Source organism: Algoriphagus aestuariicola (assembly GCF_017254835.1).
Taxonomy (GTDB): domain Bacteria; phylum Bacteroidota; class Bacteroidia; order Cytophagales; family Cyclobacteriaceae; genus Algoriphagus; species Algoriphagus aestuariicola.
Genome location: NZ_JAFKCW010000001.1, coordinates 792840 through 810757, shown reverse-complemented (window position 1 = coordinate 810757; position 17918 = coordinate 792840). Strand labels below are relative to the sequence as shown.

Genomic DNA, 17918 nt, shown 5'->3' with positions numbered 1-17918 from the left:
AGAAATAGAATACAGGCCCCAAAAAGCCTTGTGGGTATAATCGCTATAGTAGTAAGGGTTTGAAAAATGGGGCACAACATTAACCATCCTACCCCCAGGCTTCAAGACCCTAAAAACCTCCTTGAGAAACAGAGGCAAATTATCAATATGTTCCAAAAAATGGCTTGTATGAATTTCGTCTATACAACTATCCTGTATGAAAGAAAAACCCTCAGACAAGTCACAAACAAAGTCCACACTATCCTTGTTGACCATATCCAAACCAATACAGTACTCAAATTGCTTGGTCTCTCCAGGTCCTAATTCCAGCACACTTTTGCCGTACTTATTCTGATACTGGTTCAAAATTTCATCAAACATATTTTCTCTTATTAAATATCGAATAGCTATAGTAGTACAAAGACAAAGTAATCAACATCTCAGAAACCAGTGTTGCATAAAGAGCACCTCTATAGTCAAACTTTGGAACAAGTAAAAACAATAGAATCAAGTCAATAAGGACACCACACCACACAATGATGCTAAATCTCCGGGAATTCCCTGTTGTCAAAAGATACTGCACCGCAGGAACATTTATACCTATGATAAACAAGGCAATTGCCAGCATTCTAAGAATTTCTATAACGACAGCCTCTTGACTGCCTGACACAAGCAGCGAAATGTATCTGGCAAAGAAAAAGGTAAAAAGAAAAATAGAAGTAGAAAGAATCATCGAAATGGAGAAAAGACTTCTTAATCTATTTGAAATGGCCAAACCTCTGTCTTTCTGGGCCTGCGAGACACTCGGAAAAAAGGCCTGGGACAAAACGACATTCAATCCGTTGATCGCCTCAAAAATCTTCTTGCCTATAGAGTAAAACCCAAAAATTATTGGATCGAGATAAAATGCCAAAAGCAATATCGAATTGTTCTTATACCCCAAAATAGCCAAATTGGATGTGAATAGATCCCATCCGTCCTTGAGATAAAAACCTAAAACTTGCCTATTTGGAATATAAAACTTCACTCCAAACTGCCTAACAACTATAAAAACCGATACCACTCCGATAAAAACTAGGCCAATGGAATTGAGCAGAGGAACCAGCCATATATCCGCTTCATTTTTTACAAAAAGAAATATCCCTACAGTAAAAATAAACTTAGCTAAAATGCTCAGATAGGTAATATATTTCATTCTCTCCATCCCCTGAAAGAGCCAAATAGGAAATAAAACCTGTCCGAACACCATCCCAAATGAAATAAACAGCAGATCCTGTATTTGGTTGAACCTCTCGATCCAGAAAACAAGACACACCATCACCAAGAAACAGGCGGCCATCAACAACAACTTAATAAAGAGGATTGAACCGAAAATTTCACTGATCTTCTGGGAGTCATCCCTATTTATTGAAACCTGTCTGGTGGCAGAAAGATTAAATCCGTAGTCGGTAACTAGGGTAAAATATGATGAAACCGCCAAGCAAAAGGCTAGTACACCGTATTGATCAACCCCTAAAACCCTGACCAAATATGGAAAAGTCACCAAGGGCATAATATAGTTCATGCCCTGTAGGAGAAGTAAATTGAAAATATTTGAAAAAAGACTTTCTCTACCCAAAGAGTGTAATATTTAATCTAGCTTTTTTGAGTAGAAAGAATAAAAGTAAACAGGCACATAGTCTATAAAGCGCCTCTCCAATCGATATGGTATCATTGCAATTACAATCCCTATTTCAGTCTTTTGAAATACTCAGATGCTAAAATGTAGACTATCGAAAATGAAAATCCGATCATGGAAAAAATAATCAGGACAAGAGATCCTCGAATATTGGACTTTTCTATAGGGAGAGTAACAGGTTGAAGAATAGAAAAAACTTGGGTATCCTTTGCCACTTGTAATTTTGCTTGCTCTACTTGTTTGGCCAGCTCGGTGTACACATCAAAATAGAAGTTATAGTTTGCTTCCAACTGTTGAAGCTGACTGATTGCATAGGCTGAACTCAAATTTTGGTTGCGGTCTTTGAAGTTGGCCAATTTCATTTGGGCATCCTCGAATTCTTCCTTTCTCTCCAAAAAACGCTCTTCGGTAAACCTCAACTGTTCTTTCGCATTCTTTATCTTAAACTGGATCACTTCTTCCTGCAGCAAATCTACCGAGAATTTGGTCATTTCGGCAGCCATCAAAGGCTCAGGCATTTCGAAATGGACGGTGACGATGCCGTCTTTTTCGTTTGGAATGACCTTCAGTTGAGCATTAAGCCTCTTGAAGTGGGTGTACTCTTCCTGACTCACCCTGACAATCCCATTAATCTCTTGTACTAATACGGCTTCTGGCTCCCCTTTCAAAGCTTTCACCACCTTGCCAGGTAGGCCAACGGTAAAGTCTTTGACATACTCCATTACTCCTGGCGAATAAAGCTGATCGTAATATTCTTGATAGCTAATGGCACTGTCCAAAGCGTCCACGTGAATTTTTGCATTCAGCAGTGCCTTTTGAAAGCTTACAGACAAGGCAATCTTTGGATATAAAGCAGGCGGCACATCTGAGCTGCCTGACACTCCGCTAAGATTGAACCCTGCCAAAGAGGCCAATCCACCCAATGCTCCTTGAGAACCAGGTGATTCACCCATTTGGGGAATAAAGGTCGAAGTAGCAGAAAACCTTTTGGGGGAAACCAGTGCAACAACAATTCCCAAAACAACAAACAGGAGGGTAACCTTGTAAACTACTTTGCGCCTGTTCCAAACAACCGTTGCAAGGCCGCTCAATGTGAGTTCTTCAAAAGGAGACTTTGAGACGTTTTCCGACATACAACTATTAAATTACCAAATGAGATCAATTGGATACACTACAAGCTTTTTGCAAAACAATTTCAAAAAAACAAAATCCAGTCGGAAGAGATGGCAAATGAATTCAATTCTGTTGCCAAAGTGACTGTTATTTTTGGGAGATTTTTTTTGCTGGGCCTATTCGATATCTGTACGTTGCCTAGCTACCTAAAACAGGGACACTTTTACTAGAAAAGTGTCCCTGCTCGGCCTTTTTTAACTTTGTTAGGTTAACTCCAACTTTTCAATGAACCACAGAAATCACAATTCTTGAATCGCTTTTATCTTCCCTACTTTGACTGCTTCATTTATTTCCAATTCCAAAGTGCGTAAAGCCCAATGAATTTAGATACTTCTTGTCGTAAATATTCCTTCCATCGAATATCACCTTGTTGTTGAGTAGCTTGCCGACAACTTCCCAGCTAGGAATTCGGAATTCTGACCATTCGGTCACCAAAAGAAGTGCATCCGCATCGACCAACGCATCATAGGCATCATTACAATAGGTTACTTTGTCAAAAATATAGTGAGCCTCGGCTTCCTTCATCGCAACCGGGTCATAGGCCTTGACTTTCGCACCAGCAGCTCTGAGTTCGTCGATAATCACAGAAGCCGGCGATTCCCGCATGTCGTCAGTATTGGGCTTGAAGCTAAGTCCCCACATCGCAAAGGTTAATCCGCTTAGGTCTTCACCGAAATGGGCTTTGACCTTACTTGCCAATATGTGTTTTTGATCGTCATTTACATCCTCCACAGACTGGAGAACACGAAGGTTATATCCGTATTGTTTGGCAGTTTTGATGATCGCCTTTACGTCTTTGGGAAAGCAAGAACCCCCATAGCCGACACCCGGATATATAAATTTATTGCCAATCCTTGGATCTGATCCAATCCCTTTTCTGACCATATTCGCATCCGCTCCTACCCTCTCGCAGAGGTTGGCGATGTCGTTCATAAAGGAAATTTTGGTAGCTAGCATCGCGTTGGCGGCATATTTTGTCATCTCCGCCGAAGGTATGTCCATGTAAATGATCCTGTCACCGCTTAGCTGGAAAGGCTTGTACAGCCGCTGCATAATCTGCTCTGCGCGCTCGTCATCCACGCCAATCACAATTCTGTCCGGCTTCAAGAAGTCTTCCACCGCAGCACCTTCTTTGAGAAACTCCGGATTGGAGGCGACCGCAAAAGGAAGGTCGGAACCTCTTTTGACGAGCGCTGCTTGTATTGCCGCCCGGACTTTTTCACCTGTAGTTACAGGAACGGTGCTTTTTGTAGCTACAACTATATAATCGGTCATCTTGCTTCCGATCTCATCGGCAACCGCAAGTACATATTTCAAGTCAGCCGAACCGTCCTCACCTGGAGGCGTTCCAACCGCGATAAAAGCTACTTCCGCCCCTTGGATCGCTTCTCCTAAATCCGTGCTAAAATTTAGGCGGCCACTTTTGAAATTTCGAATTACAATTTCCTCCAAGCCTGGCTCATAGATCGGCATAATGCCATTTTTGAGATTCTCGATTTTTCTCTGATCGATATCGACGCAGGTCACCTCAATTCCCACGTCTGCAAAACATGCTCCTGATACTAAGCCTACATATCCGGTTCCGACTACTGTGATTTTCATAAAAATTGACTTTTGTTAGTTGTTAGTTTTTAGTTGTTTATTAATGATTGTACTAGGATCCCCAATGTGGCCAAGCTTGAAGCGATACCCAACCAAGCTGCCGCGCCCAATTTCTCCCTTTCGGGCTTTTTCGGGACAACAATCTCAGCCCCTGGCTCTAAATGGGGATAAAATTTAAACATCATAAAAGAATGCGTTCTCTTGGCGTCGCCATTTGCATAGATGACATAGGCTTTGCTTTTTCTGGCTTCCTCGGTAAAGCCTCCCGCTTGAGAAATATACCTACGCAAGCTTGCATTAGCGATATATCGGGTCGTAGTCGGCAACAGTACCTCTCCCACCATCCTGATGGTCTGAAGTTCCTTGGGAATCCGCAATATATCACCCTCATGCAAGATCAAATCTTCTCCCGAACCTGGATTTCGAAGGATATCCTCCAGGTTAATCCCGATTACATCCTGCTGTTTGAATCGCACCTCACTAAACAAAGAGTCCCTTGAAAGAGAATCCGAAATCATGAAGTCCTTGTTTGCCTCCAAGATTTTCTTCTGTTCTTGTATCAGTTTCTCCTCTTCTATAGCGTTGATCTTTTGCTCAAGCCTTTCGAAGATGATGAGCTCCGCTTGGTTGATTTGATCCCGCTTTTCGGGATCGACTTTCTCCCGAATATCTCTCAAGGTTTTCTCCTTAACCTGCTCAGGCGTTGGTTCTTTATAGTAAACGGTTCTTCTGACCAAGCTGGCTCCCTTCGGATAGGCGAATTGATTCAGTCCGCCCGCACGTTTGATTACATCCGAGATTCGCTCATCTGCAGAAGAGATAGCAAACTGTCCCGGATAGTTCACCTCACCTTGTATGGTCACCAAAAGCTCCCGCTCAAATCCCGGACTTTTTCGAATAAATACGTGATCAAATGGCAATAGTGGTTGATTTCTCTCTTCCTCAGTCAGTTGCAGGTTTGGATCAATGGAAAGAGTGATCAACTCAGCCAATTTGCCAGAACTAGCATCTCGCACTCTCCTTGCAATCTCGATATAAGAGTTGGAGGCCGATTCCAACAGCCCACCCGCCTGCAGGATCAAGTCGCCAACGGTCATGGAAGTCGCAAAAAGAAATGTACCAGGTGAATTTACTTCCCCTGAGATCTTCACATAAGTATCCTCTTGGATGTCGTAGCGGCTTGGTATATATAGCAAGTCCTCATTCTTCAAGACCACGTCCTCCACAGTCCCATCGAGAATACCTTTCAAATCCAAGGGCTCTGCAGCCAAGGTGAGGTCGTCACTTGTTCGATAGAGCGTTGCCCGGTTCACGAACGCTTCTGGCTTCAGGCCTTGAGCCTTTTCAATCAAACTTTTTACGGAGATCCCGTTTTCAAGTGCATATTCTCCGGGTCTTTGTACCGCGCCGGAAACCTGAACCCGATTGACAAACCGATCCAAAGCCTCTCCGATCAGGATCTCATCCCCGTCTTTGGGATTGAAGCTCTTGAAATCCGCCTGTGCTACATCAATGATTCTTCGCTCATTATTCTCTACTCGCCTAATCGTAAGTCTATCCGTGTAAGCCTCACTCTTAAATCCCCCGGTGTAGATATACAAATCAGAAAGGGTCTCCTCTGGAAGTACTTCAAAAAATCCCTCTCTCCTTACTGGTCCGATGATCTCCACACGAGACTGAACTGGCGGGACGATGATCACGTCGTTGTCATGGAGGGTGATATTTGCTTCGGATTCACCCTTGGACAAAAACTTATAGATGTCCACCGTTGTCACCAGTCGACTATCCCTGTAAACTTGGATATTTCTGAATGAACCGTTTTCATTGGGCCCTCCGGCCGCAAACAAGCCATTGAATACGGAGGCGAATGAGGGCAAGGTGTAGGTGCCCGGCTTGGACAACTCTCCGACCATAGATACTTTAATGGATCGGATATTTCCTAATCTTACCTGAAGGAAGGTGTTGGGATTGCTTCCCATCAACCCAGAATAAATCCTTCCCAAAGAGGATTTTAGCCGTGCCGTCGCTGCCTCTATCGTTGCCCCACCTACTTGGATAGGCCCTACATTGGGAACAAGAATACGCCCCTCTGGGGAGACTGTGACGTCATAAGACTCTTGAGAAGCTCCATACACGTCAATCAGCAACTGATCACCACCCCCGATTATATAACTTTGAGGGGTGGGGAGATTTAAACTCGGAGTAAAGTTCAAATTTCGGTTATGGAAAAGCTTGTACCCGAAAATCTTCTTTTGAAATGGGGTCAAGTCGTAGTAGGGGTCCGATTTTCGGATGGAATCAAAGAGGTCATCCGAGTCTTCTAATTCCATACTTCTCAATTCATTACCTGCAAATCCTCCTGTACTTGACTTCGAGCCGACTGTTCTTTGCAGCCCCATGATTCTTGTCCTCAACTTATTCGCCTCAATTGGAGAAAGCCCCTGCTCTCTTGCCATTGCTTCCATTTGGGAAGAAGTGAGTCCACTAGATTCAGCCCGTTTGATCAACTGCTCAATCTGGGCATCGGAGAGGTTGTCCACCTTCAGATTCCTCAAATCGCTGAGATTTTGTGCCCATAGCGAACTAAAAAACAGGACAAAAATTATCGACAGAAGTGCCTTTTTGGCAAAAACTGGGGTTAGCAAATGCTTCACTATTTTTCCTTGAAAATTATGGGTTCAATTTTTCGACCTGCTAAAGTCGCATCTTTTATTGAAAATCGCCACACCTTGTACAGCTTCGCCCTTTCAGTCACAACACCTGTGCCTAGCATGTTTGATTTAGTATGCAATAACATCCTTAAACCCCTGCCTGACGGTCAAACAGGATCAGCCCGTCCGAAGAAAAACGTCCGGAAGCCAAGTTGAAAATTACTTTTCGGTCAATTAATTGCTCCAATCGCTGGGTGAGGTGATGGAAATAATCCTCATTGAGACTGTCTCCAGTTACCAATACGTCAATAGTACCGGTATCGCTACCCCTTGCTATGTCTCCTATCAGAACTACCTGATCCACATCGCCCATTCTTTCCAAAATCTGCTCCAAAAGCATATCCAATCCCAGATATTTTCTGATGATGTCCCGGATATTCGTGTAGAATGGATGATGCGTATTGGCTTGATATTCGATTTTGTTCTTGTCGGAATGCTTGACCAGAATTCCCGCGTCAGTGAGGTTGTTCAGTTCTTTGCGAATCGCATTGGTAGATTCCCCAAACTCGTCCGCGAGTCCCCTTAAGTGACTGTGATTTTGGGAATTGACAAAAAACTTTATCAATAGACGCAATCGAGTCTTTGAAGTGATTAACGATTCAAGCATAAAAAGTCAGCAAATAATGAGTAACAAAGGTACTCATTCCGATCAACTGAAAAAATAAATATGCGCTTTTGCAAAAAAAGAAGGATGGCCGATTCCGCCAAAAACTATCCTCTATAGACGTTTTCAGGTGTTTTTTGAAACATTTTTCGGAATAGTATACCCGTCCACCCACTAAATCCCCCGAGCAAAAAACCAACGACTCCTGTAATGGCGATCAGGGTCATGCCAGAGCCCATACCCATCAATTCACCCATTCTGTCTGGCAGAGGACTTGACGTATTGATGCCCAAATAAATGCATTGCCCTAGCCAAGCCAGTCCCATTCCTAGTCCCCCTCCCATAAACCCTCCAAATCCATTGGGAGAAATCAAGGCACTCAAAAAAGCAATGCCTATCATCACCATCCAAAATGGTCCAACCGAATTGAGAAAAACCACAAGCAGGGCAACAAGTATGGTAAGAAAGATAAATCGCATGTCAGTTTATTTTAGTGTGGTTTTAAAGAGGACATTATCTACATCTCCCTTCATTCTAAAGCCGAAGTCCAAATACCCCCCATTCGCCCAAACAGGGATAAAATTCTCATAAAATTTGCTGCCGGGATTGCCGGACTGTCCGCCTGGGTAGACACCAAAGGCCTGAACTTGTGATCCAAGCTCCACCACCATCCTCCAGCTGGCCCCATGTCGGCTGCCGGTTGCATTTAAAATACCCGATCCGCCTCCTGTATACACATTGACTACCGAGAAAGACTTGAAAGTTGGCACCAAATGCTGGATTGTCGTTTTTTTGTAGTTTGCCCAAGAATAGTCACCCTGCTCGGCCTCCCATTTTTCCATCACAACGAGCATAGAGTCAAAACCTAACCTGACGTGATAATCCGCAGCCTCCACACCGTCTACTGACTTCACTTCGAAAATAGAATCCTGTTCGGATTTGGCCATTAATTCAACAGTTTGGTAGCTTGAGGGACGGACGACTGCTGCCTTGCTTTCCAAAAGCTCCCGCCAGATACTTTCAAAAGTCTCGCTTGACCAAATAGAATACAGCGTTTGCCCTTTTTGATTGGGATCCGCAAAGAAATCCCATGACTTTAACTCCTGCAGGTATTTTTCCGCTTCCGGCGAGTCGGCCTTGTAGGTCCCCAACAGTCGGATCAATATTGGCAGCGCTTCCGCCGCTTGGAGATTATAATCGTCAAACTGTAACCCCATCATATCCTCCACCGTGATCTGCTCCATTTCACCAAGCTTCCTGTTCAAGCGTCGATTGCGGTAGTGCTCATAGCTGTTGTCAAACACATAGTAGGGGTACGTCGAGTCGGTCGGGTGCTGATTTGCCGAAGACACAAATCCCCGTTCGGGATTCAGAGTACTAGCATTTTGCTCATTGGGAATGTATCCCTGCCATTCCATTTTTGGATCTGCCCCGTCCATCAAAAACTTCCCCTGCCCTGGCCATTTCAGAGGAAATTTACCTTGGATCCTCATGGCTATGTCACCGGATTTGCAGGCAAACACAAAGTTTTGCGCTGGTGCGGTATAGTGATCCAACGCCCTATTGTAGTCGTTGTGGTTTTTCGCCTTGTTCATGAGCAAAAAAGTCTTCTGCTCGTTTGAGCCCATATGCACAGTCCACTTCAGCGCAAAGTTGATATCCTGCCTCTCAGCTCTGAAAGACCGGTCATACACAATAGGCCCGTAGTGGGTGTAAATAACCGTGTCGATAAATGCCTCTTGCCCTTTGATCTTGATCTCCTCGATACGTCTCTCGGCGGGCTTCCATGTCGTTCCATATTGATATGCCTTCCTGCTTTCATCCTGAAAGGTGATTTTGTACCAGTCTCTCGTATCCCGAGTGGCATTGGTGACTCCCCATGCGATATCCTGATTGAATCCTGATATTACACCAAGCGCTCCAGGGAGGGTTGCTCCTTTCACGGTATTTGAAGGGGTGCTCAGTTGCATGGCATACCAAAGAGAGGGCAGATTTAGACTCAGGTGTGGATCATTGGCAAGGATAGGGTTCCCGTTCTTGGTTTTTTTCCCAGCTACCGCCCAGTTGTTTGAGCCCGTGCCCTCTTCCGGCTGGGAAAGAGGGGATATCAAAAGCTCTTCATCCGGATAAGCCATAGAATCGGGCTTCAAAACTGGCAATGGCTCGAAGTCCCAGACATGGGCGGCTTCGATGACTGGATCATTTTCCGAAGGAAATTCAGGATAAAGTCTGTCCAGTTTAGCCTCGCCGAGGATCTTCCGAAGGTTGGTAAACTCCAAATCCCTATCTCCCACCAGCATGTCGGACATGTACTTGAGGAGCAAAAGAGACTTGAAAGCTGACCAAGGTTCCGGTCTATAGTTGAGGATTTTATATTCGACGGGGAGTCTGGCGTCACTCAGCTGGGCGATGTATTGGTTGACCCCGTCCGCATAGGCCTCCACGAGAGCAAGTGTCTCCGGGTCGTTTTCCTGGAGGAATTTCATACCTAGCTCAGCTCCAAAAGCCAGCCCCTTTCGCCGGGTCATACGGTCGAGATCAAGCGCTATCGGCCCCACGATTTCGGAGACCCTTCCAGCGGCCGCCATGGTTTGAAACTCCATTTGCCAAAGCCTATGCTGGGCGGTCACATATCCCTGGGCCCGATAGAGATCAGCTTCACTTTCTGCAAAAATGTGAGGAATGAGATTTTGGTCATAAACGACCTCTACTGGAGCAGTAAGGTTTTCCAGCGTCAACTCCTCCGCAGCTAGCTCATCCTCGCTGATGCTATTCTGCCAAAATCCGTGGTTTGGGTCCAGCAAAGGAGCAATGGGCGGAATTTGGCCAATCGGGATGGAAACCAATACGGCGAGGGCAATCGTAACACCCAACACCAGAAGGAAAGAAAAATACTTCATCAAAGGTCAGTCATGGTGGTAAAGGGAAATGTAATGCGGTGTCGCACAAAATCTACTGAGTTGTCAGCCCCATGGTCAAGCACAAAAAAATCCCCGGATGTTCGTCCAAGGATTTTTTTGCGTTTGAATTATTGAATTACAATAGGAAGCTTCAACTTGTCCCAGCGAATTACCAAGCCGGGAGATTCGATCTTGATACTGAGTTGTTCGGTTGAGGTTTCTTCCCAAACCGGAGAAGATTCTACTCTCAATACGTCCTTCTTTTCATCGTATTGAAAGTGCCCGTGCTCTAATTCCCAGTCTGAATTGAAGATCACGGTCCATGGCCCCTTCTCTTTTGGGATGGTAAAAAGGGAATACTTGCCTGCGGCCAAGGTTTGCCCCTCTACGTTGACATCCTGCGGTATCTCGACATAGGTTGCCTCGTTCGCTCCGGTTCTCCAAACGATATTGTAGGGTACCAGATCCCCCCAAATGGCCCTTCCCTTGACCGATGGGGCACCATAGTGAACTGCGATGGATTTCCCGGCGATCTGCCCTTCTTCGACCATCAAAGGGCTGGGTCGTTGCTCACTCTCAGCCGTTTCGGCAGTCGTGGACTCTTCAGCGGTAGCTTCAGCACTGGTCTCCGCAGTCTTGGGCTGGCATGCCAAGATCGATGCGAAAATGAATGCTGTCAACCAACTATTCGAAAACTTTTTCATGGGAGGTAGATGATTAATTTGTTGGGTAATTACGTAAAATTAAACTAAATCACGTGATTCCAAGTGTCGGGTCAAAATTTGATTAAGCCGCTTGGCAGGATTTTGGACCCGGCATTTGTAACCCTTGGAAGGAACTTTGAGTAAGAATGATTTGTCCAACCAGAAACTGAACAATATTGAAAATGACGCGAAAATCACCACTTTTGAAATCGGGTTTGTTTCTTTTGCTCTCTACCCAACCTAGATGAAATTTATTACAGTTCCGGTATTTTTGCTATCGCTGGTTCTCTATTCCAGTGTCTTTGTTTCTCCTGAGATATTCCGTTTTGCGGGATTGCTTCCCTTCTTTATCCCAGTCATCCTGATTGTCAATATCTTCCTGTTTGCCGTCTTGGCATTGTCCTGGAGAAGACTTGCTTTTTTCCCTTTAGCGGCGTTGCTGATAGGATACAAATTTCTGCTAATCAGCTTTCAGATCCATCCGCGCAACGAAGACGCCGAAGGACTGAAAGTCTTGACCTACAATGCCCACAGCTTTTTTTATCGGAAAAAGAAAACAGACCAACTTGATCCCAACGTCTTCACTTGGCTGGCCGAACACCCGGCAGACATCAAATCTTTCCAAGAATTCTATCAAGACAACACCTCCTCTACCAGAAATGCACTCAAATTCTTGACGAAGGATGGAGAGTACGAACACGTCTATCATATCGTCGATGGCAATCCCCAGAAAAGGTCACAGGGAATGGCGATTTTTTCCCGCTATCCCATCCTCAACCACGGTGTTGTATTTGATAATCAAGTTACTAACGGAGCGATTTTCGCTGACATTCAGGTTGGCAATGATACGCTGAGGATCTATAACGCTCACCTAGAGTCCATGGCCATAGAGACGGGCTCGCTCAACGACTATGATCGGGCTCAGCAGGTATATAGACAGACTTTGGGCAAATTGCACAGGGGAAGCCTGGCGCGTGCGCAACAGCTATCGATGCTCTACGAACACATCAACAACAGTCCTCATCCGGTGATCCTCATGGGCGATCTGAATGAGGTACCCTACTCTTATGTCTATTTCAGGCTAAGTGAAAAGTTGGACAATGCCTTTGAAGAAGCCGGAAGAGGATTTGAATTCACGTACAACCGGATACTTTTCTTCCTCAGGATCGACCATATTTTCGCGGATCCATCCCTCAAACCCGTCTATTTTAACACCCATCGCGAAGTGGATTATTCAGATCACTATCCAGTCTCTGCGACCTTTACCTGGGAGGGAATGAAATAGTCCCCCCCGCCCAATCTAGCGCCATCGTCTCGACAATATCCGGAGATTTGAATCTTTTACTACCAAATTTTGAAGCAATGGCCTAACTTGCCGGACTAGAATTTTACCCCGATACCATGCAGCAATACCACGACTTGATGAGAAGGATTCTCAATGAAGGTGTGAAAAAAACAGATCGCACCGGCACTGGCACGATCAGCATCTTTGGACACCAAATGCGTTTTGACCTGTCCAAGGGATTCCCAGTCGTGACGACCAAAAAACTGCACCTACGCTCCATCATCGTCGAATTGCTCTGGTTTCTCCGAGGAGACAGCAATATCACCTGGTTGAAGGAAAACGGTGTTTCGATTTGGGACGAATGGGCCGACGAAAATGGAGACCTTGGGCCAGTATATGGGTACCAGTGGAGGCACTGGCCTGATGGAAAAGGCGGGGAAATCGACCAGATCAAAAACCTCATCCATCAGATCAAAACCAAGCCCGACAGCCGCCGGCATATCGTGAGTGCCTGGAATGTGGCCGATGTGGACGACATGGCCCTCCCCCCTTGCCACACGATTTTCCAATTTTACGTGGCAGACGGAAAGCTCTCCTGCCAACTCTATCAGCGTAGCGCCGACGTATTTCTAGGAGTGCCATTCAACATCGCCTCTTACGCCCTTTTCACTATGATGGTGGCGCAAGTCTGCGACTTGGAGCCAGGCGAGTTTGTGCACACCTTTGGCGACGCGCACCTCTACCTCAACCATCTTGAGCAGACAGAGCTCCAGCTTAGTCGTGAGTGCAGACCGCTGCCGACAATGAAAATCAACCCTGCGGTAAAGGACATCTTTGGATTCAAGTTTGAGGATTTTGAGCTGGTGGGATACGATCCTCATCCGCATATCAAGGCTGCGGTGGCGGTATGACGCCATTATCGATGATCTGAAAAAAGCCCCGAATTCGCTGGAATTCGGGGCTTTTCCCTTTTCTACTCCCAAACCAATGGTCCTGCCATCGGTCTGGGATAGCGCGGGCCGCGTCGTTTTTTGACCTTGACCCGATAACGCTTCCACTTTCGAAATTGTTTGTCCTGAAGCACGTGCGCCACCAATATGTCGAGGTACTCACTTTCCTTTGCCACTTCATCAGCGATGGGCCGGAGCTTTTCATACATCAAATGGATCAGTTCGACCAGAGGTTGAAAATCCTGCAACAGAGTCGCCCTTTCTTCATATTGAGCCTTAAGAGCGTATAACCCCTCAAATAGGTCCTGATGACTTTTGACAATGCCATCCACCTTAGCATCGTGATCTTGAAGTAATCGGTCAAATTTGTCAAAACTTGCCGAACTTCGTGATATCCCCATTTTTTCAGCAGCTTCTTGGTGATCGTATTTGATGAGCCCGATCAGTTCTTCCGGTGTGCAGGTGCTGATCCGTGGTGTATTGTTGTTTCTCGGTTGAGCGGCGGATTGTGCTATAGTTTTCACAGGGCAGAGAAGTTGGCAAAGGAGTAGCCCCGTCCAGAGAAAGTAGATCTTCATCATAACTAAAATTTATTCATACTTATACCGCTGAAACCAGCGGTCTCCAAAGGAAAATTGGAGTGTGATGGTGTGGAGGCTTTCTGACGCAAGAGTCTGCACCTCGCCTGTTTTTTGGTATTGATAGCTAAGGTTGACTCTGGTGGAGCGGTTGAGGGGAACGCCCAGCCCCGATGATACGGCGTAAGATTTCACCCTTTGTCCATCCAGCGCCAGGGAACCCGTGTCCATCCGGCCTCCCAACGAAAAACTCATGGACTTCAGCACCTCAGGGGCAAAGTAACCCGGCACCAACTCGGCACCGAGGGAATACACTTGGGAAGATTGGCTATTCTCAAAAGACTCCGTCGAAAAATTGTAGAGCACGTCGCCTGCGATCAGCAGCTTCCCCGACTGGAAGGCCAAACCGGAGCGCAGCGTCTTGGGCAATTTAAAGCTGGACGTCTTTTCATCGGCTTGATACAGCACCAGGCGATCCGTGGAGGTGGCAATCTCCTCATTGAAGGTCCCCGTCAGTTTGGAGTAGTACTGCGCGTTTGCACCCCAAGTGAGCTTGAATTTTGGCGTGGCCAGAAGTTCAGCCTGTACCCCCGCTTCCAAGCCAAAGCCGGAGTTGGAGCCGGTCCTATCCGTGATGTAGCCGCTTTCGGAAGCATCCAAATAGGTGCTTTCTTTCTGGTAGTTAGCAAAGAGAAAAGAGGGGCGTACGCCGAGTGAGATCCGGTCTGTCAGCCCAAATGCCCAATTGATATAGGCTTTGCTAGTGTTTCCCCAACCACGATAAGTCCGAATATACCGCTCCTGCATCCCTTCGAAGGTGACCACATCCGAGAAGCTGTAGTCTTGGAGCGTCACCGGGGTCAGGCCCAGTGAAAACGCCGATTTTTTTGAGGTGCGAAACCAAAACTGGAAGGCATTGAGGTTGGAAAAGTTGTTCTTTTGGACCTCCGACTCAGTTTCAAGCACCTGGTAGTTGTAGCTCATGTCTCCTTCGAAGAGGAAGGTAAACCCCACTTCGAGGCTGTTTTGGGAAGCGGGGTTTATTGGGTTGAGAAAATAAGGGGAGCGGACTGCCGAACCGACTCCCCCCAGCCTTTTGGCCATCCCAAAGTTGTCGAAGGTATAGGTACCCGCGCCAAAATAGGAGTATAGCGAGCCGTGTCCGCGCTGGGCAAATCCGTGCATCGCCGAGGCTATGTAGGCTAAAAACAAAATGACACTCGTACGCTTCATGATTTTTCCCCAAACCTAAAGCGAGACCTCCAGCTGAGAGCCGGAAATAGACCAACAAGGAAATCACATGGAGCAAGTGCCAAAAATCCTCCACCAAGAGAGCGGACTCGCCAACTGAACCAAGTGCCGTTTGTTCGATAAAAAAGTCCGCTTCGCAGAGGGATTTCACTCCCAGGTCTACTTTGCCTCCAAATCTTGCCGCACTGTACTAGCCTTGCAGAAAAAAAAGATGCGAGTTCATTTGACGGGAATACTCCTATTGTGTCTGCTTACCTCCTGTTTTGAAAACAGCTATTTGGAAGAAATTCCAGAGGTAGATTTGGAAGACGACTTTTCTATCAGGAAAATCGTCCACAGCGAACTGGAGCTCGGGACGGTCTTTTTAGACAGTCTAGTCACCAGCGGCAAGACTTCCATGCTCTTGGGCTCCTATGCTGATCCTATTCGAGGACATATTCAAGCAATCCCCTACTTTGAGTTTGCCCCCGAGAGCTTTGCCGCGATAGACGAATCAAAAGAGCTGGACTCGCTGGTCTTGGTACTGAAATACTCCAGCACACGCTATGATACGCTACAAAGCTTCCAACTCAAAATCAGTGAAATAGCTGAAGCTTTTGAATACCCCAATGAAGACGAAGTCTTCTACCACTTCGAATCTCTGCAAAGCAAAGCCAGCCCGATCACCACTGCGCAAATCCAAATCTTCCCAGCCTTTGACTCGGTAAAAGTCACGCTACCCATGGATTTCGGCCGCGAGCTTTTCGGGAAACTCAAAGGCTCCCAAACCATTCTGTCAAGCATAGAGGACTTCCGGGACGCATTTCATGGCCTCAAACTGGAAGTCGAGGGCAGTAGCCCGCTGATCGAGCTGAGCACGGAGACCTATCTTCTCATTTATTACCAGGAAAAAAACGAGACTAATCGAAGCAGCGAGGAGATGAAAATCTCCGTCACTAATACTCTGTATCCTTCCAAAATCTTTACCCACATCGACCTCAACCGAGATGGGACGCTCTTTGCCAATCGGCAGTCCAAAACCTGGATTTCCGCAGAGGAAACTGGGGATATGGCACTTGCAGACGAACTCGGTCTCTCCGCCATCGGACTCAAGCTTGGCAGCTTGAGTAGCATCGGGGAGATTCCGAGTGGCTATTACATCGCAGAGGCCAAGCTGTTTTTGCCTGTCAAACGGCTGACCTACGACGCTGTGCTCAATCCCGTGGCCGAAAGCATGGATATCTACGCCATCAAGAAAATCGGACTTTTGGACACCTATCTCAGCCAAGCCACTTTGTACAGTCTGGACAACGAGTTTCAGGAAAACACCTTCTTCCTCCTGGACGCCACTTCCTATGTGGACAAAAAAATCAGGGGCGCCGACCCAGGCAGCAACTTGTGGATGGAACTCATGGCTGGCGAGGCACTCAACACCGGCTACCTCGCCCTAGGCACCAACTCTACCACCCAAAAACCAAGACTAGAAATCATACTAATTCCATTAAACTAAACTTCATGAAAAGTACAAACCAACTGCTGGGTTTTACCTTGGCGCTCACCCTGGTGATTTTTTCTTCCTGTGTAAGCAGCGATGATACCGAAGAGGATACAGGTAACTGGATCCGAAGATCCTATTTCGAAGGCAGCAACCGGGCCAACAGCTCAGCGTTCACCATCGATGGAAGGCACTTTATAGTAGGAGGATATACCGGAGACGCCTACCTCAATGACCTTTGGGAATATGATCCAAATACAGACGCTTGGACAAAAAGAGCTGATTTCCCCGGTACCGCACGAGGCAATGCTGTGGCCTTTACCATCGATGGGATTGCCTATTATGGCACTGGTTATGACGGGAGAAACCGTCTATCGGACTTCTGGTCCTACGATCCGGCAAACAATTCCTGGAACCAAATCGAGTCGTTCCCCGGCACCGCGCGCTACAATGCCCTTGCCTTTGGGCTTAACGGACGCGGCTATGTAGGAACCGGATTTGACGGGAGTGAGCAAAAGGACTTTTTCCAATACGATCCGGGTTCCAAAAGCTGGACCGCCCTATCCAGCTTTGGCGGCGCGAAAAGACAAGGTGCCTTTTGTTTCGTCCTCGACGGAAAGGCCTATCTGGGTGGCGGTATCAACAACGGTCTGTACCAATCGGACTTTTGGGCTTTGGATGGCACAGATCTCACCTGGACACAAAAGACCGCGCTAGACGAGGAAGACGACTATACCATGTCCCGGAGCGAAGCGGCAGCCTTTGCACTGGGCGGATATGGCTACGTGACTTTGGGTTCCAATGGTCAATTGCTGGGTACGACTTGGGAGTATATCCCGTCCCTCGATAGCTGGGAGGAGAGGACGGCCTTTGAAGGCACACTACGCACAGGCGCCTCGGTATTCTATGCCAATGACCGGGCTTTCGTCCTGCTGGGCCGAAATTCCAGTCTCCGATTTGACGACATCTATGAGTTCCGTCCTTTTGAGGAATATGATGAAGAGGATTAAAAGTCGTTAAACAAAGCCA

The 17918-nt window shown here is 46.6% G+C and carries 14 protein-coding genes and 1 pseudogene; 4 read left to right on the top strand and 11 right to left on the bottom strand.

Annotation, left to right across the window (positions count from 1 at the left end):
• Nucleotides 1-66: 66 nt before the first annotated feature.
• The 9 genes and pseudogenes from J0A67_RS23270 to J0A67_RS03370 form a co-directional block, all read right to left on the bottom strand.
• Nucleotides 67-360 (bottom strand): annotated as a pseudogene (locus J0A67_RS23270) (class I SAM-dependent methyltransferase); the annotation flags it as partial.
• A complete protein-coding gene (locus J0A67_RS03405; protein ID WP_206567861.1) occupies nucleotides 353-1597 on the bottom strand; it encodes a flippase in 1245 nt (414 codons plus the stop codon). The pseudogene J0A67_RS23270 and the gene J0A67_RS03405, both read right to left, overlap by 8 nt.
• A gap of 110 nt (nucleotides 1598-1707) precedes the next feature.
• Nucleotides 1708-2790 (bottom strand): Wzz/FepE/Etk N-terminal domain-containing protein, encoded by a 1083-nt coding sequence (locus J0A67_RS03400; protein WP_206567860.1) that lies wholly within the window; start codon nucleotides 2788-2790, stop codon nucleotides 1708-1710.
• A 322-nt stretch (nucleotides 2791-3112) separates the two neighbouring features.
• Nucleotides 3113-4432 (bottom strand): UDP-glucose dehydrogenase family protein, encoded by a 1320-nt coding sequence (locus J0A67_RS03395; protein WP_206567859.1) that lies wholly within the window; start codon nucleotides 4430-4432, stop codon nucleotides 3113-3115.
• Between the two features lie 29 nt (nucleotides 4433-4461).
• Nucleotides 4462-7086 carry an SLBB domain-containing protein gene (locus tag J0A67_RS03390; RefSeq protein WP_438839583.1) on the bottom strand — a complete coding sequence of 875 codons (2625 nt, stop codon included), beginning with the start codon at nucleotides 7084-7086 and terminating at the stop codon, nucleotides 4462-4464.
• A gap of 145 nt (nucleotides 7087-7231) precedes the next feature.
• Entirely contained in the window at nucleotides 7232-7708 is a 477-nt protein-coding gene (locus tag J0A67_RS03385) for an ArsR family transcriptional regulator (RefSeq protein WP_317195039.1), read from the bottom strand.
• A 146-nt stretch (nucleotides 7709-7854) separates the two neighbouring features.
• The gene (locus tag J0A67_RS03380) at nucleotides 7855-8226 is read right to left on the bottom strand and encodes a hypothetical protein (RefSeq protein WP_206567857.1); all 372 of its coding nucleotides are present in this window, start codon (nucleotides 8224-8226) and stop codon (nucleotides 7855-7857) included.
• A gap of 6 nt (nucleotides 8227-8232) precedes the next feature.
• A complete protein-coding gene (locus J0A67_RS03375; protein ID WP_206567856.1) occupies nucleotides 8233-10647 on the bottom strand; it encodes a penicillin acylase family protein in 2415 nt (804 codons plus the stop codon).
• A gap of 128 nt (nucleotides 10648-10775) precedes the next feature.
• Nucleotides 10776-11351: a DUF2911 domain-containing protein gene (locus J0A67_RS03370; RefSeq protein WP_206567855.1), complete on the bottom strand. Its 576-nt coding sequence runs from the start codon at nucleotides 11349-11351 to the stop codon at nucleotides 10776-10778.
• 244 nt (nucleotides 11352-11595) lie between these two features.
• On the opposite strand from J0A67_RS03370, the gene J0A67_RS03365 reads away from it, so the two are divergent.
• Both J0A67_RS03365 and J0A67_RS03360 read left to right on the top strand, forming a co-directional pair.
• Entirely contained in the window at nucleotides 11596-12636 is a 1041-nt protein-coding gene (locus tag J0A67_RS03365) for an endonuclease/exonuclease/phosphatase family protein (RefSeq protein WP_206567854.1), read from the top strand.
• A gap of 116 nt (nucleotides 12637-12752) precedes the next feature.
• On the top strand, nucleotides 12753-13547 hold the full coding sequence (locus J0A67_RS03360; protein ID WP_206567853.1) for a thymidylate synthase: 795 nt from the start codon (nucleotides 12753-12755) through the stop codon (nucleotides 13545-13547).
• A 62-nt stretch (nucleotides 13548-13609) separates the two neighbouring features.
• On the opposite strand, the gene J0A67_RS03355 is transcribed toward J0A67_RS03360, so the two are convergent.
• Nucleotides 13610-14164, bottom strand: coding sequence for a hypothetical protein (locus J0A67_RS03355; protein WP_206567852.1), 555 nt, complete (start codon nucleotides 14162-14164; stop codon nucleotides 13610-13612).
• A gap of 12 nt (nucleotides 14165-14176) precedes the next feature.
• Nucleotides 14177-15397, bottom strand: a complete 1221-nt coding sequence (locus tag J0A67_RS03350) for a BamG-related protein (protein ID WP_206567851.1) — start codon at nucleotides 15395-15397, stop codon at nucleotides 14177-14179.
• Between the two features lie 229 nt (nucleotides 15398-15626).
• Between J0A67_RS03350 and J0A67_RS03345 the strand changes: the two genes are divergently transcribed.
• A complete protein-coding gene (locus tag J0A67_RS03345) occupies nucleotides 15627-16904 on the top strand; it encodes a DUF4270 family protein (protein ID WP_206567850.1) in 1278 nt (425 codons plus the stop codon).
• 5 nt (nucleotides 16905-16909) lie between these two features.
• Nucleotides 16910-17899, top strand: a complete 990-nt coding sequence (locus J0A67_RS03340; protein WP_206567849.1) for a Kelch repeat-containing protein — start codon at nucleotides 16910-16912, stop codon at nucleotides 17897-17899.
• Nucleotides 17900-17918: the final 19 nt, after the last annotated feature.